This is a genomic window from Streptomyces sp. NBC_01478 (genome assembly GCF_036227225.1).
Lineage (GTDB): Bacteria > Actinomycetota > Actinomycetes > Streptomycetales > Streptomycetaceae > Streptomyces.
In genome coordinates, this window is record NZ_CP109444.1 from 902,983 (window position 1) to 929,291 (window position 26,309).

The following is a 26,309-nucleotide window of genomic DNA, read 5'->3' on the forward strand; positions in this document are numbered from 1 at the left end:
AGACCCATGCACCCGTACGACCATGCCGACGCCACGTTCCCCGCGTACGAGCCCGGTGACGCGCGCCCGCCCCGGCGGAACCGGCGACCGGTCGTCATCGCCGTCGGCGCACTGCTCGCGCTGCTCCTCGTGCCCGTCACCGTCGACCGCCTCGCGAGGGCGCGGGTGGAGTCATGTACGGCCGAGGCGTTCCAGGAGGGCATGCGCACTCCCTCGGCGCCGGAGGTCCATGTGCGCGGCTTCCCGGTGCTGACGCAGTTGATCTCCGGCACCCTGCGGCACGTGGACATCACCGCGCACGACATACCGGCGGGCGATGCCACCGGCCCGCTGCCGGTGTCCGAACTCTCCCTCCGCCTCGCGGAGTTGAGGAAGTCCGACGACGACACGGAGGCGCTGGCCCGCTCGGCGGAGGCGACCGCCCTGCTGTCCTACCCGGACATGTCCGACGCCCTGGGGCCGGAGATCTCCCGGGGCACCCGTCCCGACCAGGTGCGCGCGAGGGTCCCCTTGCCCACCGGCGACGCCGTCACCGTCACGGCCACCGTCTCGGTGCTGTCCGGCAACCGCATCGCCTTCAAGGACTTCCAGGTCACGGGCGGTCTGCTGCCCGGGGTGGCAGGAGCGGCGCTCGGCCGGGTCTTCGAGCGGCCGATCCAGCTCCGGAACATCCCTCAGGGCCTGCACCTGCGGTCGGTCACCACCACGGAGAGCGGACTGGTCGCCCGGCTGACGGGCGAGTCGGTCACCTTCCGGTCGGCCGACGACTCGCGGAGCGGAGGGGCGCAGACCAACTCGCGGAGCGGGGACGCGCAGACCAACTCGCCGTACGGGCAAGGCATTTGATACTCAGCCCGCCACAGGCCCGACCTCGTCCACCACGACCCGTGCCTGCTTCTCCGGCACCCCGGCCGCGATGAGCGCGGCGGTCGCCGCACGGGTCCCGTCGTCCTCCAGTTCCCCGGAGTTGACCTCTTCGAGCAGGGCGATCGTCAGGGCTTCCAGTCCTGCGCTCAGCACGGCGGGCGGCAGTTGGGTGTGGAAGACGCCGTCGCGCTGACCGCGGTCCAGGATGGTGGCGGCCGCGCGGCGGGCCGGGGCCAGGATCTCGGTGACGCGCTCCTGGCCCAGGTCACGGCGGGCCAGCGCCAGGAGGAGCCGGTAGCGGTCCCCCACGGTCCACAGCGACAGCACGAAGCGCGCGAACGACCGCTCGGCCGGCTCCGCCTCCGGACCGGACGGTGCCGGGTCGGCGGGCAGCACGCCCAGCAAGGCCTCCGACGCCTCCTCGGCCAGCGCCTCCAGCAGCGCCTCCCGGCCGGGGAAGTGCCCGAACAGGGTGCGTCGTACGACACCGGAGGCGCGCGCGAGTTCCTCCAGGGTGATGTCCGGGTTCCGGCCCAGTTCCCGGCGGGCCGTGGCCAGGATGCGTTCCCGGTTGGAGCGCGCGTTGCTTCGCTGGGGGACACGGGCCGGGGGCTTGGTCACGGACAACCTCGGTGAAGTGCGGGAACACGGAGCGGGGGCGAGCGGTACGTCCAGTCTGGCACGCGCCCTCGGCCCCCTCACGTCACGGCACCGCGGGCGGCGGCCGAGCCACCACGGTCCGTCCGCCGCCGTCCGTCAGCAGTGGGGACGCAGGTAACGGTCGAGCCGGGACTGGGCCATGCTCGCGCTCAGTCCGAGCGCGTTGCCCAGCGACTCGTCCGACATGTCGTCGGCCTGCGCACCGTAGGCCGCTTCCTTGCCCACCCGCCCCGCCATGCGCTCCAGCATGGCCACCGCCTTCAGCGCGGCCACCGGCGCAGTGTCCGCGAGCGCGTCGAGCCGCTCCTCCAACTGCTCCATCAGATCGGAGAGTTGCTCCGGCAGCGGGACCGTACGCCGTTCGACCGCGTTGATGTGTTCCCACCAGTCGTCGTACGCGTCGGAGGTGTCCAGATCGTCCAGATCGTGGTCCTCCACCCGGTCCCAGTCGATGGGATGGCTCTCCCCGCGCCAGCCGCACGCGCAGGAAGCCCGCCAGCCCGCCGCCTTCGGCCGGCCCAGCCAGCCGTTGTAGGCCCACCACTCACGCGTCTCGAAGCCACAACTGCCGCTGCCCACATCCAGATACACGGATTTCGGCTCACTGCCGTCGGCGAGGACCGCCCCCACGATGCCCTCGTGGGACTCCCCGAACTCCTCACTCCGCCACGCCACAACTCCCCCTTCCGGCAACCCCGCGACGGCCGGGCCGACACCTGAGGTGCCGGCCCGGCCACAGTACGAGGATGCCGCGGAACGGACATCCGGGGAGGGTGAAGTCACCCAACAACCCGGCTTGTTGGGCCGGAGCGGCCCGTCAGGCGACCGCGGGGTCGAGCAGTCCCGCGCGCAGCCGGCGGAGCATCCGGCTGATGAGCCGGGACACATGCATCTGGGAGATGCCGAGCACCTCGCCGATCTCGGCCTGGGTGCGCTCCTCGACGTAGCGCATGTGGATGATCTGCCGCTCGCGCTCGTCGAGTTGGGCGATCAGCGGGGCCAAGGAGCTGAGGTCGTCGACCAGTTCGAGCCCCGGGTCGTCCGAACCGATGACATCGGCCAGCACGGTCTCGCCCTCGGTGCCCGCGTCGGTGCTGAGTGCCGCGTCCAGCGAGGAGGAGGTGTAGCCGTTGGACGCCTTGCGGGCCTCGATGACCTCTTCCTCGGTCAGGCACATCAGCTCGGACAGTTCCCGTGTGGTGGGCGTACGGCCGAGGCGGGAGCGCAGTTCCTCGGTCGCCTTGGCCAGCTCGACCCGGGCCTCCTGCAACCGCCGGGGCACATGGACGGCCCAACTGGTGTCGCGGAAGAAGCGCTTGATCTCGCCGACGATGTAGGGGACGGCGAACGACGTGAACTCCACCTGCCGCGAGAGCTCGAACCGGTCGATCGCCTTGATGAGTCCGATCGTGCCGACCTGGACGATGTCCTCCATCTCGTCGTGGCTACGGCTGCGGAAGCGCGCGGCCGCGTAGCGCACGAGGGAGAGGTTCATCTCGATCAGGGTGTTGCGCACGTACTGGAACTCGTGGGTGCCTTCCTCCAGCGAGGTCAGCCGGTCGAAGAACTGGCGCGACAGCTCACGCGCGTCCTTCGGGCTCACCTTCGACGGCTCCGCGATCAGCGGGAGAGGCCCCCCGGCCGTCACCCGCTGCTCTGCCGTGGCGTGTACCTCCACTGCCGTCACGGCTGCCATGTCGCCCACCCCATTCGTCCGAAGGAACTTCTGTCTTCAGGCCCCTGCCCCGCTTCTCGCGGCTCATTCCCCCTGATGCCGAGAGATTCGGGGCGCGCACCTCGTTCTCCGTGTCGAAGGACCCATCGAAGTACCCGCGGTCTAGGCGTTCTTGCGGCCGACTCCCGCGTAGACCCAGTACTCCGACGGGTTCTCCGGGATCTCGTCCGCCGGGTCCGGGCGCCACAGGGGGACATAGGTCAGACCGGGCGCGACGAGGTCGAAGCCGTCGAACAGACCGAGGATCTCGTCGTGGGAACGGGCGGTGACGGGTGAAGTGGCCTTGGAGCTGTACAACTTGCCCACGGCCGCCGCGGTGTCGGGGCGGTCCTGGTTCGTGGCATGGCTCAGCGCGAGCCAACTGCCCCCGGGCAGCTCGTCGCGGAAGGCGGCGACGATGCCGGCCGGGTCCTCCGCGGGCGTGACGAAGTGCAGGATCGTGATCATCAGTACGGCGACGGGCTGCTCGAAGTCGATCAACTTCCGTAGCTGCGGCGCGGACAGGACGTCGGCCGGTCTGCGGATGTCGCCGTCGACGATGTCCGCGTCCGGGTTGTCGGCGAGGAGGGAGGTGCTGTGGGCGACGGCCACCGGGTCGTTGTCCACGTAGACCACGCGCGCTCCGGGGGCGGCCGCCTGCGCGACCTCGTGGACGTTGCCCTGGGTGGGAATGCCCGAGCCGAGGTCGATGAACTGCCGTACCCCGGACTCGACCAGGAAGCGCACGGCCCGGCCGAGGAAGTCTCGGTTGGCGCGGGCCAGGGTGCGAACCTGGGGGTCGATCGCCGTGAACGCGGCCAACGCCTCGCGGTCTATGGCGAAATTGTGCTCACCGCCCAGCATCGCGTCGTACATTCGGGCGACACTCGCTTTGTGCGGATCGATCCCCTGCGGCAGGCCTCCACTGTCCGGCACCACAACTCCCCTTCGCCCGAAGATCCTTGACGCGTCATCATATAGTTGCCGCCGAAAGCACGGCAGACCGCTTGTCCCCCCACGCCACGCGGCCGGTCCCCACCCGGAAAGGCACGACCCTGCGGAACGAACCGCGCAGTCACCACCGTGACGCACTCCCCGCCGGGCCCCCACGCCGCAGGCCGGCCTTCGCCCCCGCCGCGGACGTGATCGGCTCCGAGCTCGACCTGCGGCTGACCGGCAGCCATGTGGTGCACGCGCTGACGCCCGGGTTCTGCGACGCGGCGTCGGTGTATCTGCTGGAGCGCTGGGTGCTGGAGGAGAACGCGTATCCCTCCGTGGATCCGCCGCAGATCGAGGCGCGTCGGCTGGCGGTGCGGGTGGGCGCCGAGGCGCCGGAGAGCTGGGACGGGGTACTGCCGGTCGGCGAGGTGGTCGTCTTCCCCCGCGAGACTCCGTACGCACGCGCCCTCGCCTCCGGGCACTCGCAGGTGCTCGACGGGGTGGACCAGCACACCTCCGATCGGCTGCTGGCCTCTGCCGGCGGGGACGCGCAGCGGATAGACGATCTGCTGCACACGGCGTCGTTCCTCGTCGTGCCGCTCCAACTGCGGGGCGCCACCGTCGGGTTCATCGCCTGCACGCGCGGACCGGAGCGGGATCCGTTCCTGCCCGGCGAGGCGGTGGCCGTGGAGTCGCTGGCGGCCCGGACCGCCGTGGCCCTGGACAACGCGCGCCGCTACGAACGCGAGCGGCGCACCGCGCTGGCCATCCGCAACAGCCTGCTCCCGGACCCGGCCCAGGCGTTCCCCGGCTGCCGCATCGCCCACGGCTATCTCCCGGCAGGCCAGGGCAACATCATCGGCGGCGACTGGTTCGACGTCCTGCCCCGCCCCGGCGGCCGGGTCGGCCTGGTCGTCGGCGACGCGATGGGCCACGGCCCCGAATCCGCCGTGGCCATGATCCAGTTGCGTACGGCGGTGCGCACCCTGGCCCGGCTCGACATGGAGCCGGCCGAACTCATGCGCCGCCTCGACGAGTTGGCCTACGACACCCCGGGCGCGTCGTTCGCGACCTGCATCTACGCCGAGTGGGACGCCCGGGCGCACTCCTGCACCCTGGTCGGCGCCGGCCACCCGCCGCCGCTGCTGCGCGGCCCGGACGGACCGGCCCTGCCGGTCACGCTCGCCAGCGCGGGACTGCCGCTGGGGCTCGGCGCGGGCACCTACGAGGCCACGGTGCTGACCATCGACGAACCGGCCCTGCTCCTGCTGTACAGCGACGGGCTGGTCGAGTCGCGGCACGCCGACATAGACCAGGAGATCGCCGGTCTGGCCCGGGCCCTGGACACGGCCGCCGCCGAGCCCACCCGGGCCGACGGCCCGGAAGGGTTCCCGACGTTGTGCGCGCGGCTGCTGCGCGCCCCGTCCGCGACGCCCGGGGCGGACGACCGCACGTTGCTGCTGGCCGAGTTGACGCCCGCGACCACCTGAACAGGCCGCGGGCGTCCTCGCCCCCTCCACGTGTCCGGCCTCAATAGCCGGTGGACAGTATGGCCCAGACGGCTTTGCCGCCGGTGAGCGTCGATCTGTCGACCCCCCAGGTGTCCGCGATCGCCTGCACGATGAACAGTCCGCGCCCGCTCTCGTCGTCGGCGCACGGCACACAGCGGGAGAGGTCGCCGCCCGTGTAGTCGTGGTCGTGGACCTCGATGCGGAGACTACGGTCGGTGACGATCCCGACACCGCACAGGAGCCGTGCGCTGGGTGTGTGGCACACCCCGTTGGTCGCCAACTCGGAGATCAGCAGCACCGCGTCGTCGCGCACCTCCTCGGGCAGGCCCCACTTGGCCAGGTGCGCGCCCATGACGTGCCGGGCGGTCCGGACGCCGGAGCGGTGTGCCGGAAGCTCCAGCCAGTGCGCCAGGTCAGGGCTCGCGACGTCTAAGAGCTGCGGGGAGGGAGTCGTGTGGGGGGACACGGTGGTTCGCCTTCCATCGGGGGCGGGCGCAGGCGGGAGACGCACAGCATCAGCAACCGGCCTGCCGGACTTGGGGGTTCCGGCGTGCGGCCTAGATCGCTCACACAAGTAACTATGCCCATAGCTCAGTTCAAGCTGCAACCGACTCCCTGATAATTTCAGAACGACGGTTTCTGTCTGGCGGCATCACCAAGTCGCTGTCAGACTAAGGCCGGTGACAGTCCCTCAGGAGGTTGGGCGTGAGCGAGGCTCGTTCGGGCACCGGCACCGGTGCACCCACCGTTCTCCGCATGATCCTCGGCCGGCGGCTGCAGGACCGGCGACAGGGTGCGGGCGTGTCCCTGGAGAACGCCGCCAAGGCCCTGCGGGTGACCTCCCTCACCATCCGCCGTCTGGAGAAGGCCGAGGTCGGCCTCAAACCGCTCTACGTCGAGAAGCTGCTGGAGACCTACGGCGCCGACCGCCAGGAGATCGAGGAGTTCGTCGCCCTCGCCGACCGGGCGAACGAACCCGGCTGGTGGCACGCCTACCGCGACGTGCTGCCCGGCTGGTTCACCGCCTATGTGAGCCTGGAGACCGGCGCCAGGACCCTGCGCACCTATGAGCCCCACTACGTCACGGGCCTCCTCCAGACGTACGACTACGCGCGAGCCGTACTGAGCGGCGGCTTCCCGAACGACAACGACGAGGACCTCGAACGGCGGGTGCAGTTACGTCTGCGCCGGCAGAGTCTGCTGGAGGGGCCGGACTCGCCCACCTTGTGGGCGGTGCTGGAAGAAGCCGTGCTCCACCGGGTGGTGGGCGGTCCCGCGGTCATGCGGGACCAGATAGACCGGCTCCTCGAGGTTTCGGAACTGGACCACGTCAGTGTCGACATCGTCCCGTTCTCGGCGGGTGCCCACGTCGGGGCGTGCGCACCCTTCACCTATTTCCGGTTCAGGGAACCGGAGCTGCCCGACGTCGTCTACAGCGAGATCCTCTCCGCCTCCATGTACCTGGACCAGCGATCCGATGTCGTGGCCCACCTGGAAGCGCACAACAGGATGTCGCTGCTGACCTCGTCCGCGGACAGCAAGGCGCTCTTGAACCGCATGCGCAAGGAGTACTCATGACCACCACCGACGACCAGGTCTACAACGGGATGCCCGCGTCGAGCCTCGGCGAGCAGGGCTGGGAGTGCCCCTGGAGCGGTCCCAACGGGGGTCAGTGCGTGGAGACGAAGCAACTGGCCGACGGGCGGATCGCGTTGCGCCAGTCGACCGACCCCGCCGGACCCGCGCTGATCTACACGCCCCAGGAGATGGCCGCGTTCGTCGACGGGGTCAAGCGAGGACTGGCCGACCACCTGATGGCCGGCTGAACCACACCACGGGCGTGGGGAACCGGAGCCTGCCCGGCTGCGACCTGCCCGAGACACCGACGCACACCACTTGAGAGGGAGAGCATGACCAACGCCCACGCCGCACGGGAGATCGACACCAGCAGGCCGCACTCCGCCCGCATGTACGACTACTACCTGGGCGGCAAGGACCACTTCGAGGTCGACAAGCAGGCGGCCGAGGCGGTCTCGGGCGTCTTCACCGGCGTCTTCGTGGCCGCCCGGGAGAACCGCGCGTTCATGCACCGGGCCACCCGGGCCCTCGCCCGGGAGCACGGCATCCGCCAGTGGCTCGACATCGGCACGGGCATCCCCACCGAGCCGAACCTGCACCAGGTCGCCCAGTCCGTGGTGCCCGAGGCCCAGGTGGTCTACGCCGACAACGACCCCCTGGTCCTCAAGTACGCCGAGCGCCTGATGCGGAGCACCAAGCAGGGCCGCACCGCGTACGTCCAGGCGGACGTGAACGACCCCGAGACGCTCCTCAACTCGCCCGAGGTCGCCGAGATACTCGACTTCGACCAGCCGATCGCGCTGTCCCTCAACGCGCTGCTGCACTTCGTCACCGACGAGCAGGACCCGTACGGGATCGTGGACCGTCTGATGTCGGTCCTGCCTTCGGGCAGCGCCCTGGCCATCAGCCACGTCACCGCGGACTTCGACCCCGAGCCCTGGGCGAAGGTCGTCGCGATCTACGAGGAGGGCGGGACACCGGTGAAGGTCCGTACCCGGGACGAGGTCGCGCGTTTCTTCACCGGGCTCGATCTGCTCGACCCGGGTCTCGCCGTCGGCCACCGCTGGCGCCCCGACCCCGTGAGCGAGGACCGTGACGAGGCGGACGCGCCCACGGACGCCAAGGTCAGCCTGTGGACCGGGGTGGGCATCAAGCCGTAGCCCCGACCTGGGGGCGGGCGGCGTTACGTGCGGGCCCAACGGCGTTACGTGCGGGAAACCTTGACGAGGGCGGTGCCGGATGCCACGATTCCGGCGCCGCCATGTTTGCGTAAACATCCGGATGGAGCAGCGTGTTTACGCAAACATCCCCGCGCGGCCGGTGACGGAGGGAGGGGAGGAGGCCACCGGCGAGCAGCGCCCACCACGCCATCACTCCCCCAACTCCACCGAGCCCACCGGGCTTTGGGACGACGAGCCGACGTCATCCGTCCCGCCCGGCACCTGTTCCGACGGCCGCTCAGCCGCGCGCTGGCCTCGCCATGCGCCGAGTCGCCATTCCTGAAAGGGCAAGTCGATGCGCACCATCCCCGCCAGAACCCGTCTGCGGGCCACCTTCGTGGCCGTCGCGATCGCCGCGGTGACCGGCACCACGCTGGCCGGCAGCCCCGCCTCCGCCGCGCCGAGCACGAACACGTCCCAGTTCAAGGGCGTCAACTGGGCCGACCCGCGCGACAATTACGCCGACGACCCGGTCGTCCTGTCCGGCCTGTCGCTCTCCGACAGCTACGCGCAGACGTACGCCAAGGCGACCCGGGTGATCGCGGCGTTCCGCGCCAACCTCGGCGCCAACACGGTGCGGCTGCCCATCAACCCGTACACGGTGAACGGCAGTTACTGGAAATCCTACCGCGGGGTCATCGACGCGGCGACGGCACAGGGGTTCAAGGTCATCGTCTCGTACTGGGAGGGGACGGGCGCCAACAAGGACGGCTACATCGACGACCCCGCCACGTACTGGCCCATGTGGAACACCGTGGTGAAGGCCTACCGGCACAACGAGCGCGTCTACTTCGAGCCGATGAACGAGCCGCACGGCTACACCGACACCGAGTGGGCCGATCTCGCCGCGAAGTGGCTGGACACGTATCCCTCGGTGCCGCGCAACCGGGTCTTCGTCAGCGGCGCCGGTTACAACGACCACGTCACCACGGTCTGCGCCGACCCGCGCCTGAAGGGCACCTACCTCTCCCTCCACCACTACGGCTTCTGGAAGGACTACGCCACCTACGACCAGTGGGTGAGCGACCTCAAGGTACGCCTCGGTGACTGCGCCAACCGCACCGTGGCCGACGAGTTCGGCGCCCCGATGACCACGGGCCTCGACTACAACGTGCCGACTCCCGCCGACAATTCGGTCAACTTCATCCAGGCCGACACCGACACCTTCCGCAAGCTGGGCATGGGGTCCGTGTACTGGCCGGGCCTGCGCACCGACGACACGTACTCGATCCAGAAGCTCATCGGCGACGCCACCCGTCCCTGGCTGGTCACCACCAACCAGTCCGGCGCCGACCGACTGGCCTGGGCCTGGGGCCGCGGCAAGCCCGTGAAGTCCTGAACCGATGCCCTGATCCGTGCCCGCATCCCAACGGGGCACGGATCAGGGCACGTTGTGCATGCGCTTCGGGTCAGGCGTCTCCCGCCCTGACGCCTGCGACCTGGCGCATGTGAGAGATCCTGCCGTCGGCCAGCGAGAAGACAGCCATCACCCGGAATTCCTGCCTACCGTCCGCGGCACCTTCCTGGTCTCGCCCGCGGATCAGGATGTCGTACTCGATGACGACGTCGTCCCCCGACTCCAGGTACGTGTAGTACGGCTCCCGGATCTCCACCTCCGCGTACTGCTCGGGATAGATCCCGAAGTGCTTCCGCAGCTCCTCGATTCCGGCCGCCCTGACCTGGCCACCGGTGACGATGCGTGCGTCGTCCGCCCAGAACCGGTGGATGTCGTCGAGGGTGCCGTGATTCTCGGCGTCGCACAGTCCGGACAGCCACGTGTACATGCCGTGGAAGAAATCCCGATGACGCTCAGTCGCACTCATGGCCGGGAACGGTCCTTTCGCATCCACCATCACCTTGGTCGTCGACCAAGAACGTAACGCACTACTTGGTCACCGCACAAGGGGGGCATCGCGAGTTGACATCTTGGTCACTGACCAAGTTCACTGGTCGTGTTGGTCAATGAACAAGAGCTCGCACCCCTGGAGAAGAGATCATGGCGAAGACATGGTTCATCACCGGAGCCTCGAAGGGATTCGGCCGGGAATGGGCGGAAGCCGCGCTCGAACGCGGCGACCGGGTCGCCGCGACCAGCCGTTCCGCAGCCGCCTTCGACGACCTGGTCGAGAAGTACGGCGACGCGGTCCTGCCGCTCCGCCTCGACGTCGCCGACCGCACGGCCGCGTTCGAGGCCGTGCGGCAGGCGGTGGACACCTTCGGCGGCCTGGACGTCGTCATCAACAACGCGGGCTACGGCCTGTTCGGCATGACCGAGGAAGTGACCGAGCAGCAGGCCCGCGAGCAGATCGACGTCAATCTGTTCGGCGCGCTGTGGGTCACCCAGGCGGTACTCCCCCACCTCCGCGCCCGCGGGTCCGGCCACATCATCCAGGTGTCCTCCATCGGCGGCGTCACCTCACTGCCCGGACTCGGCCTCTACCACGCGTCCAAGTTCGCCCTGGAAGGCTTCAGCGCGAGCCTCGCCGCCGAGGTGAAGGGCTTCGGCATCCACGTCACCCTGGTCGAGCCGGCCGGGTACGACACCGGCTGGGCGGGGCCCTCCGCGGTGCGGGCCGAGCGCCTTCCGGCCTACGACGATTTCCGCGCGGCCATGACGGGGATCTCCGCCCGGCGCGGCGACCCGACGGCGACGCGGGCGGCGATTCTCACCGTGGTGGACGCGGAACAGCCGCCCCTGCGGATCTTCTTCGGCCAGGGCCCGCTGGAACTGATCACCAAGGAGTACCAGGCCCGGCTCGACGAGTGGCGAGCCTGGGACGAGGTGTCCACCGTCGCGTTCGGATCCTAGGGCGCGACGGTCCGTCCTCGATCAGAGTGCAGCGACCGCTTCGGCGCCCCGACACACCGTCAACTCCCGGCGTGCGGCCGAGGTCTGGTGGTCGGGGCGGAGTGCAGGATCTGTTCGATCCCGAAGTCGAAGCGCTCGCTGTAGTCGATCGAGACGTAGTCCTCCAGCACCGAATGGAGGCCGGGGAAACGCCGGTCGTCCACCGATTCCCGCAGGCGGTCGTGGAACGCGGCCGGTGTCGCCTGTTCCTCCTGGACGAGCCCGAGCGTGAAATAGAAGAGGCTCCAGGACGTCCACGCGGCCGATTTACGGGTGGGGCAGCCTTCGAAAAGGATCGTCACCACTCGTTCGGAAAAGGCCAGCGTGTTCGGTTCGACGGGAAAGGTTCCGGCGACGAGCAAGGCGCCGTCCCGGTGTCCGAGCATTGCCTGCCGCAGGCGCCGGAGCAGTTCGGCCACTTGCTCACGCCAGTCGCCGTGCAGGTTGTCCAGCTCGACCTCGCCCATGATGGATTCCGCCATCAGGCCGAGCAGCCGTTCCTTGGTCCGGATGTGCCACATGACCGTGTTCATCCGGACATCGAGTTCGGCCGCGATCGCCCGTGCGGACAATTTGGCGATGCCGTCCCGGTGCAGAACCTCGAACGCGGCCCCGACAACACGATCGAGCGTGATACCGACCTTGGTTCGGGCAGCGCCTGGCGTCTTGGTCACCGATCGATGCTACCCGCGCCGCCTGTCGCCGGGCGCCGGCCGGCGGAAGCGACCCCTCACAAGGTCGCGACCACCTCGATCTCGACCAGATATCCCTCCGCGAAGAGAGTCTCCACACCCACGCACGTACTCGCGGGCGGCGTCTGTCCCGTCCCCCGGCAGTTGGCGATGAGCGCGATCAATTCCGCCGAGTTGTCGGTGTCGTACCCGACGAGATGGATCGTCTCCTTGATGATTTTGCTACGGCTGGAGCCGCCCGCGGCAAGAACGGCGTCGATGTTCTCGTAGGCCTTGGTGAATTGGGCCGCCAGATCTCCCCGGCCGACGAGTTGCCCTTTGGCGTCCCATGCGACCTGGCCGGACGTGTAGATGAGCCCGAGGTCGGGAACGGCCATGCCGTGGGAGATCACGCCGGTGAGGGGCGGGAGTTCAGCAGGATTCAGCGCAACGGGTGACGTCATCGTGAGTCTTCCTTCTTCTTCCTGGAATCAACGATGCGCACCCTGCGCGTTCACGCGAAGCTCAGCGCGAGTCCGCCGCATTGCGACGTGACGCGGGGATGGGGTGCCGCATCGGAACAGTTGCCGCTGTCGACGCGATCAGCACGGTCGCGACGGCATCGTCCTTGTTGGTGAGACGATGCTCCTTCGACGAATCGAAGTGCACCGAATCACCGGTGTCGAGCTGAAGCGAAACACCCGAGATATCGAGAGTGATCGCCCCGGACAGCACATGCAGCCATTCTTCGCCCACGTGCCGGGCGGTCTTGGTGTTCTTGCCGGCTGCCAATTCGACCCGGATGACGGACATGGTTTCCCGAGGCCCGCTCAGTACGGTGTAACGGCCGTCCTGTCCGTCGCGCGTCATCGCCGCGCCGGCGCGCACCAGATGGAAGTCGTCCTGATCGGGTTCCTGCACCAACTCGCTGATGGATACGCCGTAAACGCGGGCGATCTGCAGCAGGCTGCCGATGGACGGCTTGCGTACACCCTTCTCCAGGCGCGAGAGATGCGCCGAGGAAATGCCGGTCTGTTCGGCCAGTGTCGTCAGGGTGATGCCCCGCTCGCCCCGCATGTCCTTGAGGCGTTGGGCAACCCAGAGATCAGTGTCCTCGATCGGCATTCCCGCACACTAACATGCCTCTGAGGCAATAGAGCGGGCCTGTCGGGTACATCGGAAGGCCTCCCGCCCTCGCTGTCCGTACGGGTCGCCTATACGAGTTTCAGCAGTTCCCGCTCAAGTACGTGCGGGTTCGTCAGCAGGCCGACATGGGTGACTTCGGACAGTGCGACGACCCCAAACCCCCGTTTCTCCGCCGAAGCCGCGATGTCGGTGAAGAGGGCCTGATCGGCGCAGTAGATGTAGGTGACCGTCCTGTCGGCGAGCACGTCCTCGCTGCCGGGACCGAGCGGCTCCTCGTGGGTGAACCGCGGCATGGGTGTCAGCCTGCCCGAGAGCCACGCCACCCCGTCGTCGTCCGCACCGAGCAACCCGGGGTCGAGCGGTGCCACCTCCCATTCGGCCGGCCCCGGCGATTCGGCGAACGCCGGCTCCAGCCACGGCAGCATCGTGAACGCCGACTCACCGGTCACGGGGGCGAACGCGTCCGCGTACACCACCTGCCCGACCCGCTCGGGGGCGAGCGCGGCGGCTCCCGTGACCACCATCCCGCCGTAGCTGTGCCCGACGAGGATCGCGTCCTCCACCCGCTCGAACTCCAGGAGTTCGGCGATCTCGCGCGCGTGGACGCTCAACCCGATGTCGGGCGAGGAGAGTTGGCGCCGCTCGGCGAGGCCGGTGAGGGTGGGCGTGAGAACGCGGTGCCCGGCGCTCTCCAGCACGGGGCGCAACCGGCCCCACACCCAGCCGCCGCCCCATGAACCGTGTACGAGTACGAACGTTGCCATGGCCCGCTCCTCCTGTGACTCCAGAACCCCTCGGTCCTTCCCACAGAGTCACGTCCCAGCCCACCCAAGTCAACCTCATGGGCAAAATAAGTTGCCTCACAGGCCAAGAGCTCCGCTGCCGCACGGCCGACGTCACAGCATCGCCAGCCCTGGTTCGTGCAGGATCTGCGCGGTATCGGCCAGCAGCTCGGACCCCTGGCGGCCGTCCATGAGCCGGTGGTCGAAGGAGAGCGCCAGTTGGGTGCCCCACCGGGGCTCGACGCGCTCGTCCCCGTTCTCGTCCCGGACGACCCAGGGCATACGGCGGACGGCGCCGACGGCGAGGATGGCGGCCTCTCCCGGGTTGAGAATCGGCGTACCGGTGTCCACGCCGAACACCCCCACATTGGTCAGCGTGACGGTGCCGCCCGACATGTCCTGAGGGGAGGTGCGGCCGGCGCGGGCGGTCGCGGTGAGGTCGGCCAGCGCCCGGGCCAGTTCGTGCAACGACATCCGGTCCGCGCCCTTGATGTTCGGCACGACCAGACCACGGTCCGTCGCCGCCGCCACCCCGAGATTGACGTAGTGCTTCAGGACGATCTCCTGCGCCTGCTCGTCCCAACGGGAGTTCGCCTCAGGGGTCTTGGCCAGGGCGATCAGGAAGGCCCGGGCGAAGAACAGCAGAGGCGTCACCCGTAGCTCGCGGAACTCCCTTCGTCCGGCGACCAGTTCGCGAAGGCGCATGGTGGCGGTGACGTCCACGGTGATGAACTCGGTGACGTGCGGTGCGGTGAAGGCGGAGGCGACCATGGCGGCGGCCGTGTGCCTGCGAACTCCCCTGATCGGTATGCGTGTTTCGGAGGTCCGAGCCACGTCAGGGGTTGGGGCGGGAGCCGACTGCGGGCTCGCGCCTCGGGCGGCCTCGTGGACGTCCTCGCGGGTGATGGTGTTCCCGGGGCCGGTGGGGACGACGGTCGTCAGGTCGACCCCGAGGTCCTTGGCGAGTTTGCGGACCGGCGGTTTGGCCGCCGCCCGGGCTGCGGTTCGGTTCGGGGCGTCGCCTCGCACAGGGCCGGGTGCGTGGGCGGGGCGCCTTCTGCGACGGCCGGTGCCGGTGCCCTGCGGACCGTATCCGACCAGCAGTTCCGCCTGTTCCGGTTCCGGCTGCCGCGCCGCCGGGCTCTCCGGCGCACCGCCCGCCGCCTCTCCCGGTGCGCCGGTGTCGATCGTGATGAGCGGCCGCCCGACCGCGAGCAGGTCGCCCACGTCCGCGTGGAGGGCGCTGACCACACCGGCGTAGGGCGAGGGAAGTTCGACGGCGGCCTTGGCCGTCTCCACCTCGACGATGATCTGGTTGACCTCGACGACGTCACCGGGCCGGACCGACCAGGCGAGGATCTCCGCCTCCGTCAGACCCTCGCCGACGTCGGGGAGCAGGAACTGCTGTGGGCTCGTCACGACAGGGCCCCTTCTAGTAACTCAGGCTGCGGTCAATGGCGTTGAGGATCCGGTCGACACCGGGAAGCCAGTCCGACTCCAGCCGGCTGGGCGGGTAGGGGGTGTCGTAGCCCGTGACCCGGACGACGGGTGCTTCGAGGAAGTGGAACTCCTCGTCCTGCAGCCGTGCGGCGACCTCCGCGCCGAACCCGTGGGAGAAGGCGGCCTCATGGGCGACGACGGCTCGTCCCGTGCGGTGGACGGACGCGCGGACGGTCGTGATGTCCCACGGCGACAGGCTGCGCAGATCCACGACCTCCACGCTGCGGCCCTCGTCCGCCGCGACGTCGGCCGCCTCCAGGGCGACCGGCACGGTCGGGCCGTAGGCGATCAGCGTCACGTCCGTTCCCTCGCGGCGGACGACGGCCCGCTCCAGCGGGAGTTCCGGGGCCGGGCCGACCTCTCCCTTGGTCCAGTAGTGCCGCTTGGGTTCGAGGAACACCACGGGGTCGTCGTCGGCCACGGCCTGCTGGATCATGTGGAAGGCGTCGTGCGGGGTGGCGCAGGTGACGACCTTCAGCCCGGCCGTGTGGGCGAAGTACGTTTCCGGCGACTCCGAGTGGTGCTCGATCGAGCCGATGCCACCGCCGTAGGGGATGCGGATCACGACGGGCAGGGAGATGCGGCCCGCCGAGCGGTGCCGGAGTTTGGCGAGTTGGGTGATGATCTGGTTGGCGGCCGGGTAGAAGAAGCCGTCGAACTGGATCTCGCAGACGGGCCGGTAGCCGCGCATCGCGAGTCCGATCGCCGCTCCGACGATGCCTGCCTCGCCGAGCGGGGTGTCGACCACCCGCAGGTCGCCGAACTCCTTCCGCAGTCCGTCCGTCACCCGGAACACACCGCCGAGCCGGCCGATGTCCTCGCCCATGAGCAGGACGTGGGGATCGTCGGCTAGGGCTTGGCGCAGGCCGTCGTTGAGGGCCTTGACCATGGAGACGGTCATGTCCGCTCTCCGTCCTGCGGGCCGGTGGAGACGAACTCCAGGTGTTCGCGCAGTTGTCGGCGCAGATCGGCGGGCATCCGCGCGTAGGTGTGCTCGAAGGGGGAGGACGCGTCGGGGTCGGCCAGCCCGCGGCAGCCGGCGCGCAGCCGTTCGGCCAGGTCCCGCTCGCGCTGTTCGAGGTCGGTGACGTACTCGTCGGTCAGTGCGCCTGCGGATTCCAGATGCGCGCGCAGCCGCTCCAGCGGGTCCCGGGCGGTCCAGTCCTCGGTCTCCTCGGCGGTCCGGTACCGGCTCGCGTCGTCGGCCGTGGTGTGGGCGTTGACGCGATAGGTGACGGCCTCGATCAGTGTCGGGCCGCCACCCGTTCGTGCCTGGTGCAGCGCCTGGCGCGTGGCGGCGAGACAGGCCAGGACGTCGTTGCCGTCCACGCGGATGCCCGGAAAGCCGAACCCGGAGGCGCGTCGGGCCACGGGGATCCGGCTCTGCACGCTGTACGGCGCGGAGATGGCCCACTGGTTGTTCTGGCAGAAGAAGACCACCGGCAGGTTCTGGGCGGCGGCCCAGACGAAGGCCTCGTTCGTCTCGCCCTCGCTCAGCGCGCCGTCGCCGAGGAACGCCAGCACGGCCGTGTCGCGGTCGGGGTCGCCGGAGCCGGTGCTGCCGTCCCGGTACAGGCCCATCGCATAGCCCACCGCGTGCAGGGTCTGCGCGCCGATGACCAGCGTGTACAGGTTGAAGTGGTGTGCGTAGGGGTCCCAACCGCCCAGCGTGGTGCCCCGGAAGAGTCCGAGGAGCGACACCGGGTCGAGGCCGCGGCACCACGCCACACCGTGCTCGCGGTAGGTGGGGAAGACCATGTCCCGGCCGCCCAGCGCGTACGCGGCACCGACCTGTGCCGCCTCCTGACCGCGCAGCGAGGGCCACAGGCCCAACTCCCCCTGCCGTTGCAGGGCGATGGCCTCCGTGTCCAGCCGGCGGGCGAGTGTCATGTCGCGGTAGAGGGCGGGGAGGTCGACGGCCGCCGGGTCGAGCGGAAGCCGCTCGTCCGTGCTCAAGTTCCCGGCTGGATCGAGCAGTTGTATCGGCGGCTCGGCCGACGGGGTCTCCGACGGCGGGAGTTGTACGGCGTGTGCCATGGGTGTTCTCTTTCCGGTTCTCTTCCCGGGCGACGCTCTCGGCGTCGAGCGCGGGTCAACGGGCCGTGTCGGTACGGTGGTTCAGCGCGGGGGCATGCGCAGGGCGCCGTCGAGGCGGATGACCTCGCCGTTGAGCATCGGGTTGTCGAGGATGTGGGTGACCAGGGCGGCGTACTCGTCCGGCGAACCGAGACGGGACGGATGCGGTACGGCGGCGCCGAGTTGGGTCCGCGCCTGCTCGGGCAGGCCCGACAGCAGCGGGGTGTCGAACAGCCCCGGCGCGATCGTGACGACGCGGATCGCCGAGTCGGCGAGGTCCCGGGCCGCTGCCAGGGTCAGCGAGACCACCCCGCCCTTGCTCGCCGCGTACGCGGCCTGGCCGATCTGGCCGTCGTAGGCGGCGATCGACGCGGTGCAGACGATGACGCCCCGGTCACCGTTGTCCGGCGTGTTGTCGGCCATGACGGCGGCAGCGGCGGCGAGCACGTGGAAGGTGCCGAGCAGATTGATCTCGACCACGCGCCGGAAGTCCTCGGCGGGCAGCGCTCCCTTCCGGCCCAGGATGCGGCCGGGCGTCGCGATTCCGGCGCAGTTGACCGCCGTACGCACCGCCCCCCGGCCCGCCGCGAAGGCGAAGGCCTCCCGGACCTGGCCCGGATCGGTCACATCCGCCGCGACGAAGTGGGCGCGCTCCCCCAACGCGGCGGCAGCGGCCTCCCCTTGGCCGCCGGGAAGGTCCAACAGCACGACGGTACGGCCCTGTCGGTGCAGCCGGTGTGCGGTCGCCCGCCCCAGCCCCGAGCCGCCGCCCGCTATGACGGCAACAGCATCGTGTGGTGCCACGGTGTCCGCCTTTCTCAAGTTCGCTGGAAACGAGGTGTGTTGGTTGATGGCGCGGCGCGTTCAGGAGCCGGCGAGACCGCGGCTGATGACCATGCGCTGGATCTGGTTGGTGCCCTCGAAGATCTGCGTGATCTTCGCCTCGCGCATATAGCGCTCCACGGGGTGCTCACGGACGTATCCGGCGCCGCCGAGGACCTGTACGGCGTCGGTCGTCACGGCCATCGCCGTGTCCGTCGCGATGAGCTTGGCGATGCTGGCCTGGCGGCTGAACGACTGGCCGGCGTCCTTGCGCCGGGCGGCGACCAGGTAGGTGGCGCGGGCCGCCTCGGTGCGTGCCGCCATGTCGGCTAGCAGGAACCCCACGCCCTGGTGCTCGATGATGGGACGGCCGAAGGTCCGGCGCTCGCGTGCGTAGTCGACCGCGTGGTCGAGCGCGGCCTGCGCGATCCCGACCGCGACCGCGGCGATGCCGAGGCGGCCGGCGTCGAGTGCGGACAGCGCGATCTTCAGGCCCTGGCCGGGCTCGCCGATCAGCCGGTCGTCCGGGACGCGCACGTCGTCGAAGTGCATCAGCGCGGTGGTCGAACTGCGCAGCCCCATCTTGCGTTCCGGAGCACCCGCGCTCAGGCCGGGCGACCGTGCGTCCACATGGAAGCAGGAGATGCCGTTGCGCGGGTCCGCGGACGTACGGAGAAAGGCGGTGTAGAAGTCGGCTTCGCCACCGTGGGTGACCCAGGCCTTGGTCCCCCGGGCCACCCACGCCGCGCCGTCGCGCGCCGCGCCGGCCCGGATGGCGCTGGGGTCGGACCCCGCGTGCTCCTCCGACAGGCAGTAGGCGCCGAGGGCGGCGCCGCTGAGCTGCCACGGCAGCAGCGTCTCCCGCTGGTGCGCGGAGCCGAAGACCGAGACGGCGTGGCACGACAGGGTGTGCACGCTGACACCGACCGCGACGGCGGCCCAGCGGGCGGCCAGCTCTTCGAGCACTTGCAGGTAGACGGCGTAGGGCTGACCGCCTCCCCCGACGTCCTCGCCGAACGGCAGGGTCAGCAGTCCCGCCTCGCCCAGGAGAGCGAACACCTCGCGGGGGAAGCGGCCCTCCTCCTCGAACTGCGCCGCACGCGGGGCGAGTTCCTTGTCCGCGATGTCGGCCGTCAGCTCCAGTAGCTCCCGGGCCTCGCCGGAGGGTAGTTCGCGCTCAACCTTCACCGCTGGGTCCCTTCCTCACGCCCTCGAACGGCGGTCGCCGACCAGTTGCAGGCGTTGTCAGTGGACCGGCGGGACACCACCGCTGGCAATTAAGTTGCGGGTATCTTGCACGTGATGCAAAAAAGTCGAGCCAGAACAGGCTCCTCCGCAAAAATCAGGCGCCAGGAGGGCGACATGACGACTGACACGGAACTCATCGACAGCGTCGACCGCGCGATTCTCGAGCTACTGGTCGAGGACGGCCGCCGGACGATGACGGAGATCGCGGAACGGGTCAGCCTCTCCCCGTCCGCGGTCAAACGCCGGGTCGACCGGCTGGAGCGGGTCGGAGTCATCGCCGGCTACACGGTCACCCTCGACCACGGAAAGCTGGGCTCCAGCTTCGAGGCCTTCGTCGAGCTGCGGTTCGCCGGTGACGTCAAGGTCGAGGCGATCACGATGGCCGCCACCAGCGTCCCGGAGGCCCTGGAGGTCTTCACCGTCGCGGGCGACCCCGACGCCCTGGTCCGCGTCCGGGTGACCAACGTGCAGCACTTGAGGGATGTCATCGACCGGCTCCGGCGCACGGGCGCGGTGATCGGCACGAAGACGCTCATGGTGCTCGGCGCGTGGCGCAGGGGTGACTGAACGGGCGGGAGCGCCGTGCCCCCTGGGCAACTTTTCTTGCCTCTGAGGTTGACATGCGACGGAAGATGGTTGCAGCCTGAAAGAAATTCACCGCGCATCGGAAAGGACGTCCCGATGTCCATCACCACCGGCAGCAACGACATCGACTTCGACAACGCCGAGGAACTGGACATTCCTCGCCTGGCCGAGAGCCGCGAGACCATCGAGGCCGAACGCGCCCACCGCAAGCGGCAGTTGGCGGCGGCGTTCCGGATCTTCGCCCGCTACGGCTTCGACGAGGGCATCGCCGGACACATCACCGCGCGGGACCCCGAGTTCCCCGACAGGTTCTGGGTCAACCCGTACGCGGTGCACTTCTCCAGGATTCGCGTCAGCGACCTGCTTCTCATCGACGAGGAGGGCCGGGTCGTCGAGGGCGAACGCAGGACCAACAAGGCGGCCTTCTGGATCCACTCCTCCATCCACCAGGCCCGTCCGGACGTCGTGGCGGTGGCACACGCCCACACCATCCACGGCAGGGCCTTCGCGTCACTGGACAAGCTCCTGGACCCGATCGTGCAGGAGTCCTGCGCCTTCCACGACGACCATGTCGTGTTCGACGAGTACAAGGGCCTGGTGCTGGAGCGCACCGAAGGCGAGCGGATCGCCACCCGGCTCGGCGGCCGACGGGCGGCCATTCTCCGCCACCACGGCCTGCTGACGGTCGGACGGTCCGTCGAAGAGGCCGCGTGGTGGTTCATCACCATGGACCGCGCGTGCCAGATGCAGCTCCTCGCCGACGCGGCCGGCCGGCCGCGCATCATGACCGAGGAGGAAGTCACCCTGGCGCACCGGCAGTTCAGCAACGCGAACATGGCGCGGCACAACTTCAATCTCCTGGCCGACCTGGTGGTGGAGGAGGAACCCGACGTCCTGGGTTGAGACTCCGCGGGGACTGCACATCCGGCACGTAGTGCTTGCCGTCGCCCCGGCGCTCCTCGGGTGGCAGATTCCGCCGCGGCGTCTCGACCGGTCCTACGGCGAGACCGCGCGCCCGCCGCCAGCCGGCCCGGGCCCGCGGGTGGTAGCGCCGCTCGAACGGCACCAGATGCCAGCCGAGTGCGACGGCACGGCCCAGCAGCCACAGCCCGACCGCACTCCGCCGCGACCAGCGGTAGCCCAACCTGGCGCGCACCGCGGGCGGATACATCCCGACGGTGAGCCAGACGAAGGGCCGGGTCAGCGGCCCGCGGATCACCCCCCACACCACCTCCGGCAGCCACCTCAGTTGAGGTGGCCTGCCTATGCGGCGGATGTCCAGCACGGCGCGTGCCGCCCGGTTGTCCTCCAGGACGTCGGCGCACATCCGCTCGAAGTACGCGGTGAATCCAGCCCAGTTGTCGGGGGCGGGCCGGTCGCTCACGCCGTACAGCCGGTACCACTGAAGACTCTCGGCGTAGAACCGCTCCTTCTCCTCCTCCGTCAGCGGCCGCCCGAAGTACTGGCCCACCAGCACCGGGACCATGACGAAGGTCGCGTGCGCCCAGAAGAAGGTGTCCGGGTCGAGGGCGTGGTAGCGCCGGCCCTGGCGGTCGGTGCCCTTGATGCCGACGTGGTAGTCGCGGACGGCGCGGGCGGTACGGGCCGCGTCCGGGCCGTCGTACACCACGCCGGCGATCGGGTAGAGCGAGCGCAGCAGCCGTTCCCAGCGCTCCTCGAAGAAGTGGGAGTGTTCCTCGACCCCGGCGCCGAGGGCGGGATGCATGTTCTGCATCGACCCGGCCCAGAGGCCGATCAGCATGCCCCGCCAGTCACTGAAGTACCGCCAGGCCAATGACGTCGGCCCGAGCGGATCGGGCGTCGGCGGGTCGCCGGGTGTGCTCACGGACCACTCCTGACTGCCGGGTTGCCTTCCTTCTCATACCCGGAGCGGGGCGAGGCACCCGTCTCGCGCCGACCGGCGCGAAACCCAATATCTACGTCGGCGACATGAGAAATGAAATTAACGACCGCACACGGCCGATCGCGCCGTGCTACTATTGATCTCAGTTGCAGTTGTGGTTGCCAAACCCTTCAGATGCCCACACCGGCCCCCAGGGACGGTGGAGCATTTTTTTGTGTGTCCGGTTTCTTTCCGGCGGGGTGATCATCACGGCGACACGGAGTCCGCACACTGTGGGCTCCGCTGACCGCCCCGAAGGAGAACAAAATGGCCAGTGGCACCGTGAAGTGGTTCAACGCGGAAAAGGGTTTCGGCTTCATCGAGCAGGACGGTGGCGGCGCTGACGTCTTCGCCCACTACTCGAACATCGCCGCCCAGGGCTTCCGCGAGCTCCAGGAGGGTCAGAAGGTGACCTTCGACATCGCGCAGGGCCAGAAGGGCCCCACGGCCGAGAACATCGTTCCTGCGTAACGACGACGTTTACTTCGTAGCTGGGGCCCGCACCTTGGGGTGCGGGCCCCAGCTCGCTGCATTTTCCATGCTTTCGGCGATATTCCGCCGAAGCCACCGGCTCGTTCTTGCGATTCTCTGCGCCGTTCATTCACCGCGGGAATTCCTTGATACGTGCCATATCAAGGAAGGTTCCACATTTTGAACCGCGCACGTACGAATGACCGCTTCTCGCGAAAGCGCAATGGAAATCCGGAATCCGGAAAGAGCGGCGGCTACCGCTCGGCGGCCCCGTCCGGCAACCGTTCCAGCGCGCCGCGCCGCTCCAAGGGCGGCGGCGGCCGACCGGTCGCGCTGCAGGGCGAGTTCGCGCTGCCGAAGACGGTCACCCCCGGCCTTCCCGCCGTGGAGTCGTTCGCCGAACTCGACATGCCCGCAAAGCTGTTGGCCGCGCTCGGCCACGAGGGCGTCACCGTCCCGTTCCCGATCCAGGCGACGACGCTCCCCAACTCCCTCGCCGGCCGTGACGTACTCGGTCGCGGTCGCACCGGCTCCGGCAAGACCCTCGCCTTCGGCCTCGCGATGCTGGCCCGCCTGGCCGGCCGCCGAGCCGAGCCGCGTCAGCCGCTCGCCCTCGTCCTCGTCCCCACCCGCGAGCTGGCCCAGCAGGTCACCGACGCGCTCACCCCGTATGCCCGCGCCATCAGCGTGCGCATGACCACGGTGGTCGGCGGCATGTCGATCGGCCGCCAGGCCGGGGCGCTGCGCGGCGGTGCCGAGGTCGTGGTGGCGACCCCGGGACGGCTCAAGGACCTCATCGAGCGCGGCGACTGCCGGCTCGACAGCGTGTCCATCACCGTCCTCGACGAGGCCGACCAGATGGCCGACATGGGCTTCATGCCCCAGGTCACCGCTCTGCTCGACCAGGTGCAGACGGGCGGCCAGCGGATGCTGTTCTCGGCCACCCTGGACCGCAACGTGGACCTCCTGGTCCGCCGCTACCTGACCGACCCCGTCGTCCACTCCGTCGACCCCTCCGCGGGCGCGGTCACGACGATGGAGCACCACGTCCTGCACGTGCACGGCACGGACAAGCAGCGGGCGACCACCGAGATCGCGGCGCGCGAGGGCCGGGTCATCATGTTCCTGGACACCAAGCACGCGGTGGACCGACTGGTGAAGCACCTGCTGAACAGCGGCGTCCGCGCGGCCGGTCTGCACGGCGGCAAGTCCCAGCCGCAGCGCACCCGCACGCTCGCCCAGTTCAAGGACGGGCATGTGACAGCGCTGGTGGCGACCAATGTCGCGGCGCGCGGCATCCACGTCGACAACCTCGACCTGGTCGTCAACGTCGACCCGCCCACCGACCCCAAGGACTATCTGCACCGCGGCGGCCGTACGGCCCGTGCGGGCGAGTCCGGCAGTGTCGTCACGCTGGTCACCCCCGACCAGCGCCGTGACTTCACCCGCCTGATGACCGCGGCCGGCGTCACCCCCGAGGTGACCTCGGTACGGTCGGGCGAGGAGGAGCTGACCCGGATCACGGGCGCCCAGGCCCCGTCCGGCGTCCCGGTCGTCATCCAGGCCCCGGTCGTGGAGCGCGAGCGCACCCGCCGTAGCCCGTCCTCCTCGTCGTCGCGGGGCCGTCGTGGCCGCCCGGCCGGCGAGGGTGGCCGGTCCGCCGGTGGTGCGGCGCGGCGCGGCGGCAGTGGCGGCAGTGGCGGCAGCAGCAGCCGGGGGCAGCGACGGTCGTCCTTCGGTCCTGCGGCCTGAGGACCAACTCGGCGCCTTCGGGCGCCCGTTCGGCCCCCGATCCTCCTTCTCTCTGTGAGGCAACATGCGCTGTGTCATCGCCCGGTATCCCTTCGACCTCACCAAGATGGGAGTCCTGGAGACGATGAAGGGCATCAAGCCCGAGCTGATCACGGGTGAGTCCGTGACCATCGGGCGGCGCCGCTACCCCGTCAAGCAGGTGGGGCAGGTCATCACCCGGCAGGACCCCCGCGACTTCAACAGCGGCGAGGTCATCCGGGCCATGACCCGGCTCGGCTTCACCTGCCACGGCCTGCCCGAGGTGGTCCCCGTGCACGTCCTCACTCCGGTGGAGAACGCGTCGGCGCTGCTGGGCAGCGGCGCGGTCCAGGACGCGTAGGGACCCCGTGTAGAAGCGACACCAGGAACAACCGAGAGGGCCCTGCCGACGCGCGTCGGCAGGGCCCTCTCGGCGTTCCCACAGCGGTCCACGGGCCGGGCGGCACCCCTGCTGAACCAGCAGATGAACAGCGGGTTAGCATATGAGCGCCGTCTAGCTCGAAAGAGAAACCTGTGCCTGTCAACGAGGACTCGTTCACCAACTGGAAGACCCGCGAGGAGATCGCGGAGTCGATGATCCCGATGATCGGGAAGCTGCACCGCGAGCGGGACGTCACTGTCCTGCTGCACAGCCGTTCCCTGGTCAACAAGTCGGTGGTCAGCATCCTCAAGACCCACCGGTTCGCCCGCCAGATCGACGGCGAGGAGCTCTCCGTCACCGAGACCCTCCCCTATCTGCGGACGCTCACCACGCTCGACCTGGGCCCCTCCCAGATCGACATCGGCATGCTCACCGCGACCCATCGCAGCGACGAACGCGGCCTGTCCGTCGAGGAGTTCACCGCCGAGGCCGTCGCCGGTGCCACGGGCGCCGAGAAGATCGAGCGCCGCGAGGGACGCGACGTCGTCCTCTACGGCTTCGGCCGCATCGGCCGCCTGGTCGCCCGCCTGCTCATCGAGAAGGCCGGCTCGGGCAACGGACTGCGGCTGCGCGCCGTCGTCGTCCGCAAGGGCGGCGACCAGGACATCGTGAAGCGCGCCTCGCTGCTGCGCCGCGACTCGATCCACGGCCCCTTCCAGGGCACGATCACCGTCGACGAGGCGAGCGGCACGATCATCGCCAACGGCAACGAGATCAAGGTGATCTACGCGGGCGACCCCTCCGAGGTCGACTACACGGCGTACGGCATCAAGGACGCCATCCTCATCGACAACACGGGCAAGTGGCGTGACCGGGAAGGACTTTCGCAGCATCTGCGGCCCGGGATCGACAAGGTCGTGCTGACCGCGCCCGGCAAGGGCGACGTCCCCAACATCGTGCACGGCGTCAACCACGACACGATCAAGCCGGACGAGCAGATCCTGTCCTGCGCGTCCTGCACCACCAACGCGATCGTGCCGCCGCTGAAGGCGATGGCCGACGAGTACGGTGTGCTGCGCGGCCATGTGGAGACCGTCCACTCGTTCACCAACGACCAGAACCTGCTGGACAATTACCACAAGGCCGACCGTCGCGGCCGTTCGGCGCCGCTCAACATGGTGATCACCGAGACCGGTGCCGCCTCCGCCGTCGCCAAGGCGCTGCCCGACCTGAAGGCGCCGATCACCGGCAGCTCGATCCGCGTCCCGGTGCCGGACGTGTCGATCGCGATCCTCAGCCTGCGGCTCGGCCGCGAGACCACCCGCGCCGAGGTCCTCGACCACCTCCGCCAGGTCTCGCTGACGTCCCCGCTCAAACGGCAGATCGACTTCACCACCGCCCCCGACGCGGTGTCGAGCGACTTCATGGGCTCACGCCACGCCTCGATCATCGACGCGGGCGCCACCAAGGTCGACGGCGACAACGCGATCCTCTACCTCTGGTACGACAACGAGTTCGGCTACTCCTGCCAGGTCGTCCGCGTGGTCCAGCACGTCTCCGGGGTCGAGTACCCGACGTACCCCGCACCGGCTGTCTGACCCGGGCACGCTGCACGT

General features: G+C 69.5%; 29 protein-coding genes. 13 read left to right on the plus strand and 16 right to left on the minus strand.

From position 1 onward, the window contains the following. The first annotated feature begins 6 nt into the window (after positions 1-6). Positions 7-846, plus strand: coding sequence for an LmeA family phospholipid-binding protein (locus OG223_RS03965; protein WP_329242386.1), 840 nt, complete (start codon positions 7-9; stop codon positions 844-846). 3 nt (positions 847-849) lie between these two features. Here the strand turns inward: OG223_RS03965 and OG223_RS03970 are convergent, their stop codons facing one another. From OG223_RS03970 to OG223_RS03985, 4 genes are all read right to left on the minus strand, one after another. Next, the gene (locus OG223_RS03970) at positions 850-1,488 is read right to left on the minus strand and encodes a TetR/AcrR family transcriptional regulator (protein ID WP_329242389.1); all 639 of its coding nucleotides are present in this window, start codon (positions 1,486-1,488) and stop codon (positions 850-852) included. Positions 1,489-1,623: 135 nt separating this feature from the next. Next, positions 1,624-2,202 (minus strand): hypothetical protein, encoded by a 579-nt coding sequence (locus tag OG223_RS03975; protein ID WP_329242392.1) that lies wholly within the window; start codon positions 2,200-2,202, stop codon positions 1,624-1,626. A gap of 142 nt (positions 2,203-2,344) precedes the next feature. After that, on the minus strand, positions 2,345-3,223 hold the full coding sequence (locus OG223_RS03980; RefSeq protein ID WP_329242394.1) for an RNA polymerase sigma factor SigF: 879 nt from the start codon (positions 3,221-3,223) through the stop codon (positions 2,345-2,347). 141 nt (positions 3,224-3,364) lie between these two features. Then, positions 3,365-4,177 (minus strand): SAM-dependent methyltransferase, encoded by an 813-nt coding sequence (locus OG223_RS03985; RefSeq protein WP_329242396.1) that lies wholly within the window; start codon positions 4,175-4,177, stop codon positions 3,365-3,367. A 71-nt stretch (positions 4,178-4,248) separates the two neighbouring features. Between OG223_RS03985 and OG223_RS03990 the strand changes: the two genes are divergently transcribed. Further along, positions 4,249-5,670 (plus strand): PP2C family protein-serine/threonine phosphatase, encoded by a 1,422-nt coding sequence (locus tag OG223_RS03990; protein WP_329242399.1) that lies wholly within the window; start codon positions 4,249-4,251, stop codon positions 5,668-5,670. 40 nt (positions 5,671-5,710) lie between these two features. Here the strand turns inward: OG223_RS03990 and OG223_RS03995 are convergent, their stop codons facing one another. Continuing rightward, positions 5,711-6,157 carry an ATP-binding protein gene (locus OG223_RS03995; protein ID WP_329242402.1) on the minus strand — a complete coding sequence of 149 codons (447 nt, stop codon included), beginning with the start codon at positions 6,155-6,157 and terminating at the stop codon, positions 5,711-5,713. 239 nt (positions 6,158-6,396) lie between these two features. Between OG223_RS03995 and OG223_RS04000 the strand changes: the two genes are divergently transcribed. The 4 genes from OG223_RS04000 to OG223_RS04015 all read left to right on the plus strand — a co-directional run bounded on the left by OG223_RS04000 (position 6,397) and on the right by OG223_RS04015 (position 9,828). Next, on the plus strand, positions 6,397-7,269 hold the full coding sequence (locus OG223_RS04000; protein WP_329242404.1) for a helix-turn-helix domain-containing protein: 873 nt from the start codon (positions 6,397-6,399) through the stop codon (positions 7,267-7,269). Continuing rightward, positions 7,266-7,517, plus strand: a complete 252-nt coding sequence (locus OG223_RS04005; protein WP_329242406.1) for a DUF397 domain-containing protein — start codon at positions 7,266-7,268, stop codon at positions 7,515-7,517. The genes OG223_RS04000 and OG223_RS04005 overlap by 4 nt, the downstream gene beginning before the upstream one ends. 84 nt (positions 7,518-7,601) lie before the next feature. Next, positions 7,602-8,429: an SAM-dependent methyltransferase gene (locus tag OG223_RS04010; protein ID WP_329242408.1), complete on the plus strand. Its 828-nt coding sequence runs from the start codon at positions 7,602-7,604 to the stop codon at positions 8,427-8,429. Positions 8,430-8,784: 355 nt separating this feature from the next. Further along, positions 8,785-9,828 carry a glycoside hydrolase family 5 protein gene (locus OG223_RS04015; protein ID WP_329242411.1) on the plus strand — a complete coding sequence of 348 codons (1,044 nt, stop codon included), beginning with the start codon at positions 8,785-8,787 and terminating at the stop codon, positions 9,826-9,828. A gap of 70 nt (positions 9,829-9,898) precedes the next feature. Here the strand turns inward: OG223_RS04015 and OG223_RS04020 are convergent, their stop codons facing one another. Further along, positions 9,899-10,312, minus strand: coding sequence for a nuclear transport factor 2 family protein (locus tag OG223_RS04020; RefSeq protein WP_329242413.1), 414 nt, complete (start codon positions 10,310-10,312; stop codon positions 9,899-9,901). A gap of 173 nt (positions 10,313-10,485) precedes the next feature. Between OG223_RS04020 and OG223_RS04025 the strand changes: the two genes are divergently transcribed. Beyond that, entirely contained in the window at positions 10,486-11,298 is an 813-nt protein-coding gene (locus OG223_RS04025; protein WP_329242415.1) for an SDR family oxidoreductase, read from the plus strand. Between the two features lie 59 nt (positions 11,299-11,357). On the opposite strand, the gene OG223_RS04030 is transcribed toward OG223_RS04025, so the two are convergent. The 9 genes from OG223_RS04030 to OG223_RS04070 form a co-directional block, all read right to left on the minus strand. Beyond that, the gene (locus tag OG223_RS04030; protein ID WP_329242417.1) at positions 11,358-12,011 is read right to left on the minus strand and encodes a TetR/AcrR family transcriptional regulator; all 654 of its coding nucleotides are present in this window, start codon (positions 12,009-12,011) and stop codon (positions 11,358-11,360) included. Between the two features lie 56 nt (positions 12,012-12,067). Then, positions 12,068-12,472, minus strand: a complete 405-nt coding sequence (locus OG223_RS04035; RefSeq protein WP_329242420.1) for a RidA family protein — start codon at positions 12,470-12,472, stop codon at positions 12,068-12,070. A gap of 61 nt (positions 12,473-12,533) precedes the next feature. Next, the gene (locus tag OG223_RS04040) at positions 12,534-13,133 is read right to left on the minus strand and encodes a helix-turn-helix domain-containing protein (RefSeq protein ID WP_329242423.1); all 600 of its coding nucleotides are present in this window, start codon (positions 13,131-13,133) and stop codon (positions 12,534-12,536) included. An 89-nt stretch (positions 13,134-13,222) separates the two neighbouring features. Further along, positions 13,223-13,918, minus strand: a complete 696-nt coding sequence (locus tag OG223_RS04045) for an alpha/beta hydrolase (RefSeq protein ID WP_329242427.1) — start codon at positions 13,916-13,918, stop codon at positions 13,223-13,225. Positions 13,919-14,050: 132 nt separating this feature from the next. Next, on the minus strand, positions 14,051-15,355 hold the full coding sequence (locus OG223_RS04050; protein ID WP_329242430.1) for a dihydrolipoamide acetyltransferase family protein: 1,305 nt from the start codon (positions 15,353-15,355) through the stop codon (positions 14,051-14,053). A 13-nt stretch (positions 15,356-15,368) separates the two neighbouring features. Then, complete coding sequence (locus OG223_RS04055; protein WP_329242432.1) at positions 15,369-16,337, minus strand: alpha-ketoacid dehydrogenase subunit beta; 969 nt, start codon at positions 16,335-16,337, stop codon at positions 15,369-15,371. Continuing rightward, positions 16,334-17,473, minus strand: coding sequence for a thiamine pyrophosphate-dependent dehydrogenase E1 component subunit alpha (locus OG223_RS04060; RefSeq protein ID WP_329242434.1), 1,140 nt, complete (start codon positions 17,471-17,473; stop codon positions 16,334-16,336). The genes OG223_RS04055 and OG223_RS04060 overlap by 4 nt, the downstream gene beginning before the upstream one ends. Before the next feature lie 81 nt (positions 17,474-17,554). Further along, positions 17,555-18,316: an SDR family NAD(P)-dependent oxidoreductase gene (locus OG223_RS04065; protein WP_329242436.1), complete on the minus strand. Its 762-nt coding sequence runs from the start codon at positions 18,314-18,316 to the stop codon at positions 17,555-17,557. A 60-nt stretch (positions 18,317-18,376) separates the two neighbouring features. Next, entirely contained in the window at positions 18,377-19,522 is a 1,146-nt protein-coding gene (locus OG223_RS04070; RefSeq protein WP_329242438.1) for an acyl-CoA dehydrogenase family protein, read from the minus strand. 174 nt (positions 19,523-19,696) lie between these two features. On the opposite strand from OG223_RS04070, the gene OG223_RS04075 reads away from it, so the two are divergent. Beyond that, a complete protein-coding gene (locus OG223_RS04075; RefSeq protein ID WP_329242441.1) occupies positions 19,697-20,149 on the plus strand; it encodes an Lrp/AsnC family transcriptional regulator in 453 nt (150 codons plus the stop codon). 114 nt (positions 20,150-20,263) lie between these two features. After that, positions 20,264-21,070: a class II aldolase/adducin family protein gene (locus tag OG223_RS04080; protein WP_329242444.1), complete on the plus strand. Its 807-nt coding sequence runs from the start codon at positions 20,264-20,266 to the stop codon at positions 21,068-21,070. On the opposite strand, the gene OG223_RS04085 is transcribed toward OG223_RS04080, so the two are convergent. Then, positions 21,018-22,013 carry an oxygenase MpaB family protein gene (locus OG223_RS04085; protein ID WP_329242446.1) on the minus strand — a complete coding sequence of 332 codons (996 nt, stop codon included), beginning with the start codon at positions 22,011-22,013 and terminating at the stop codon, positions 21,018-21,020. The two genes, OG223_RS04080 and OG223_RS04085, sit on opposite strands and share 53 nt — an antisense overlap. Positions 22,014-22,337: 324 nt before the next feature. On the opposite strand from OG223_RS04085, the gene OG223_RS04090 reads away from it, so the two are divergent. From OG223_RS04090 to OG223_RS04105, 4 genes are all read left to right on the plus strand, one after another. Then, the gene (locus OG223_RS04090; protein WP_019056860.1) at positions 22,338-22,541 is read left to right on the plus strand and encodes a cold-shock protein; all 204 of its coding nucleotides are present in this window, start codon (positions 22,338-22,340) and stop codon (positions 22,539-22,541) included. Between the two features lie 180 nt (positions 22,542-22,721). After that, positions 22,722-24,293: a DEAD/DEAH box helicase gene (locus tag OG223_RS04095; protein ID WP_329242449.1), complete on the plus strand. Its 1,572-nt coding sequence runs from the start codon at positions 22,722-22,724 to the stop codon at positions 24,291-24,293. Between the two features lie 64 nt (positions 24,294-24,357). Further along, positions 24,358-24,672 (plus strand): SCO5918 family protein, encoded by a 315-nt coding sequence (locus OG223_RS04100; RefSeq protein ID WP_329242452.1) that lies wholly within the window; start codon positions 24,358-24,360, stop codon positions 24,670-24,672. Between the two features lie 173 nt (positions 24,673-24,845). Further along, on the plus strand, positions 24,846-26,291 hold the full coding sequence (locus OG223_RS04105) for a glyceraldehyde-3-phosphate dehydrogenase (RefSeq protein WP_329242455.1): 1,446 nt from the start codon (positions 24,846-24,848) through the stop codon (positions 26,289-26,291). Positions 26,292-26,309: the final 18 nt, after the last annotated feature.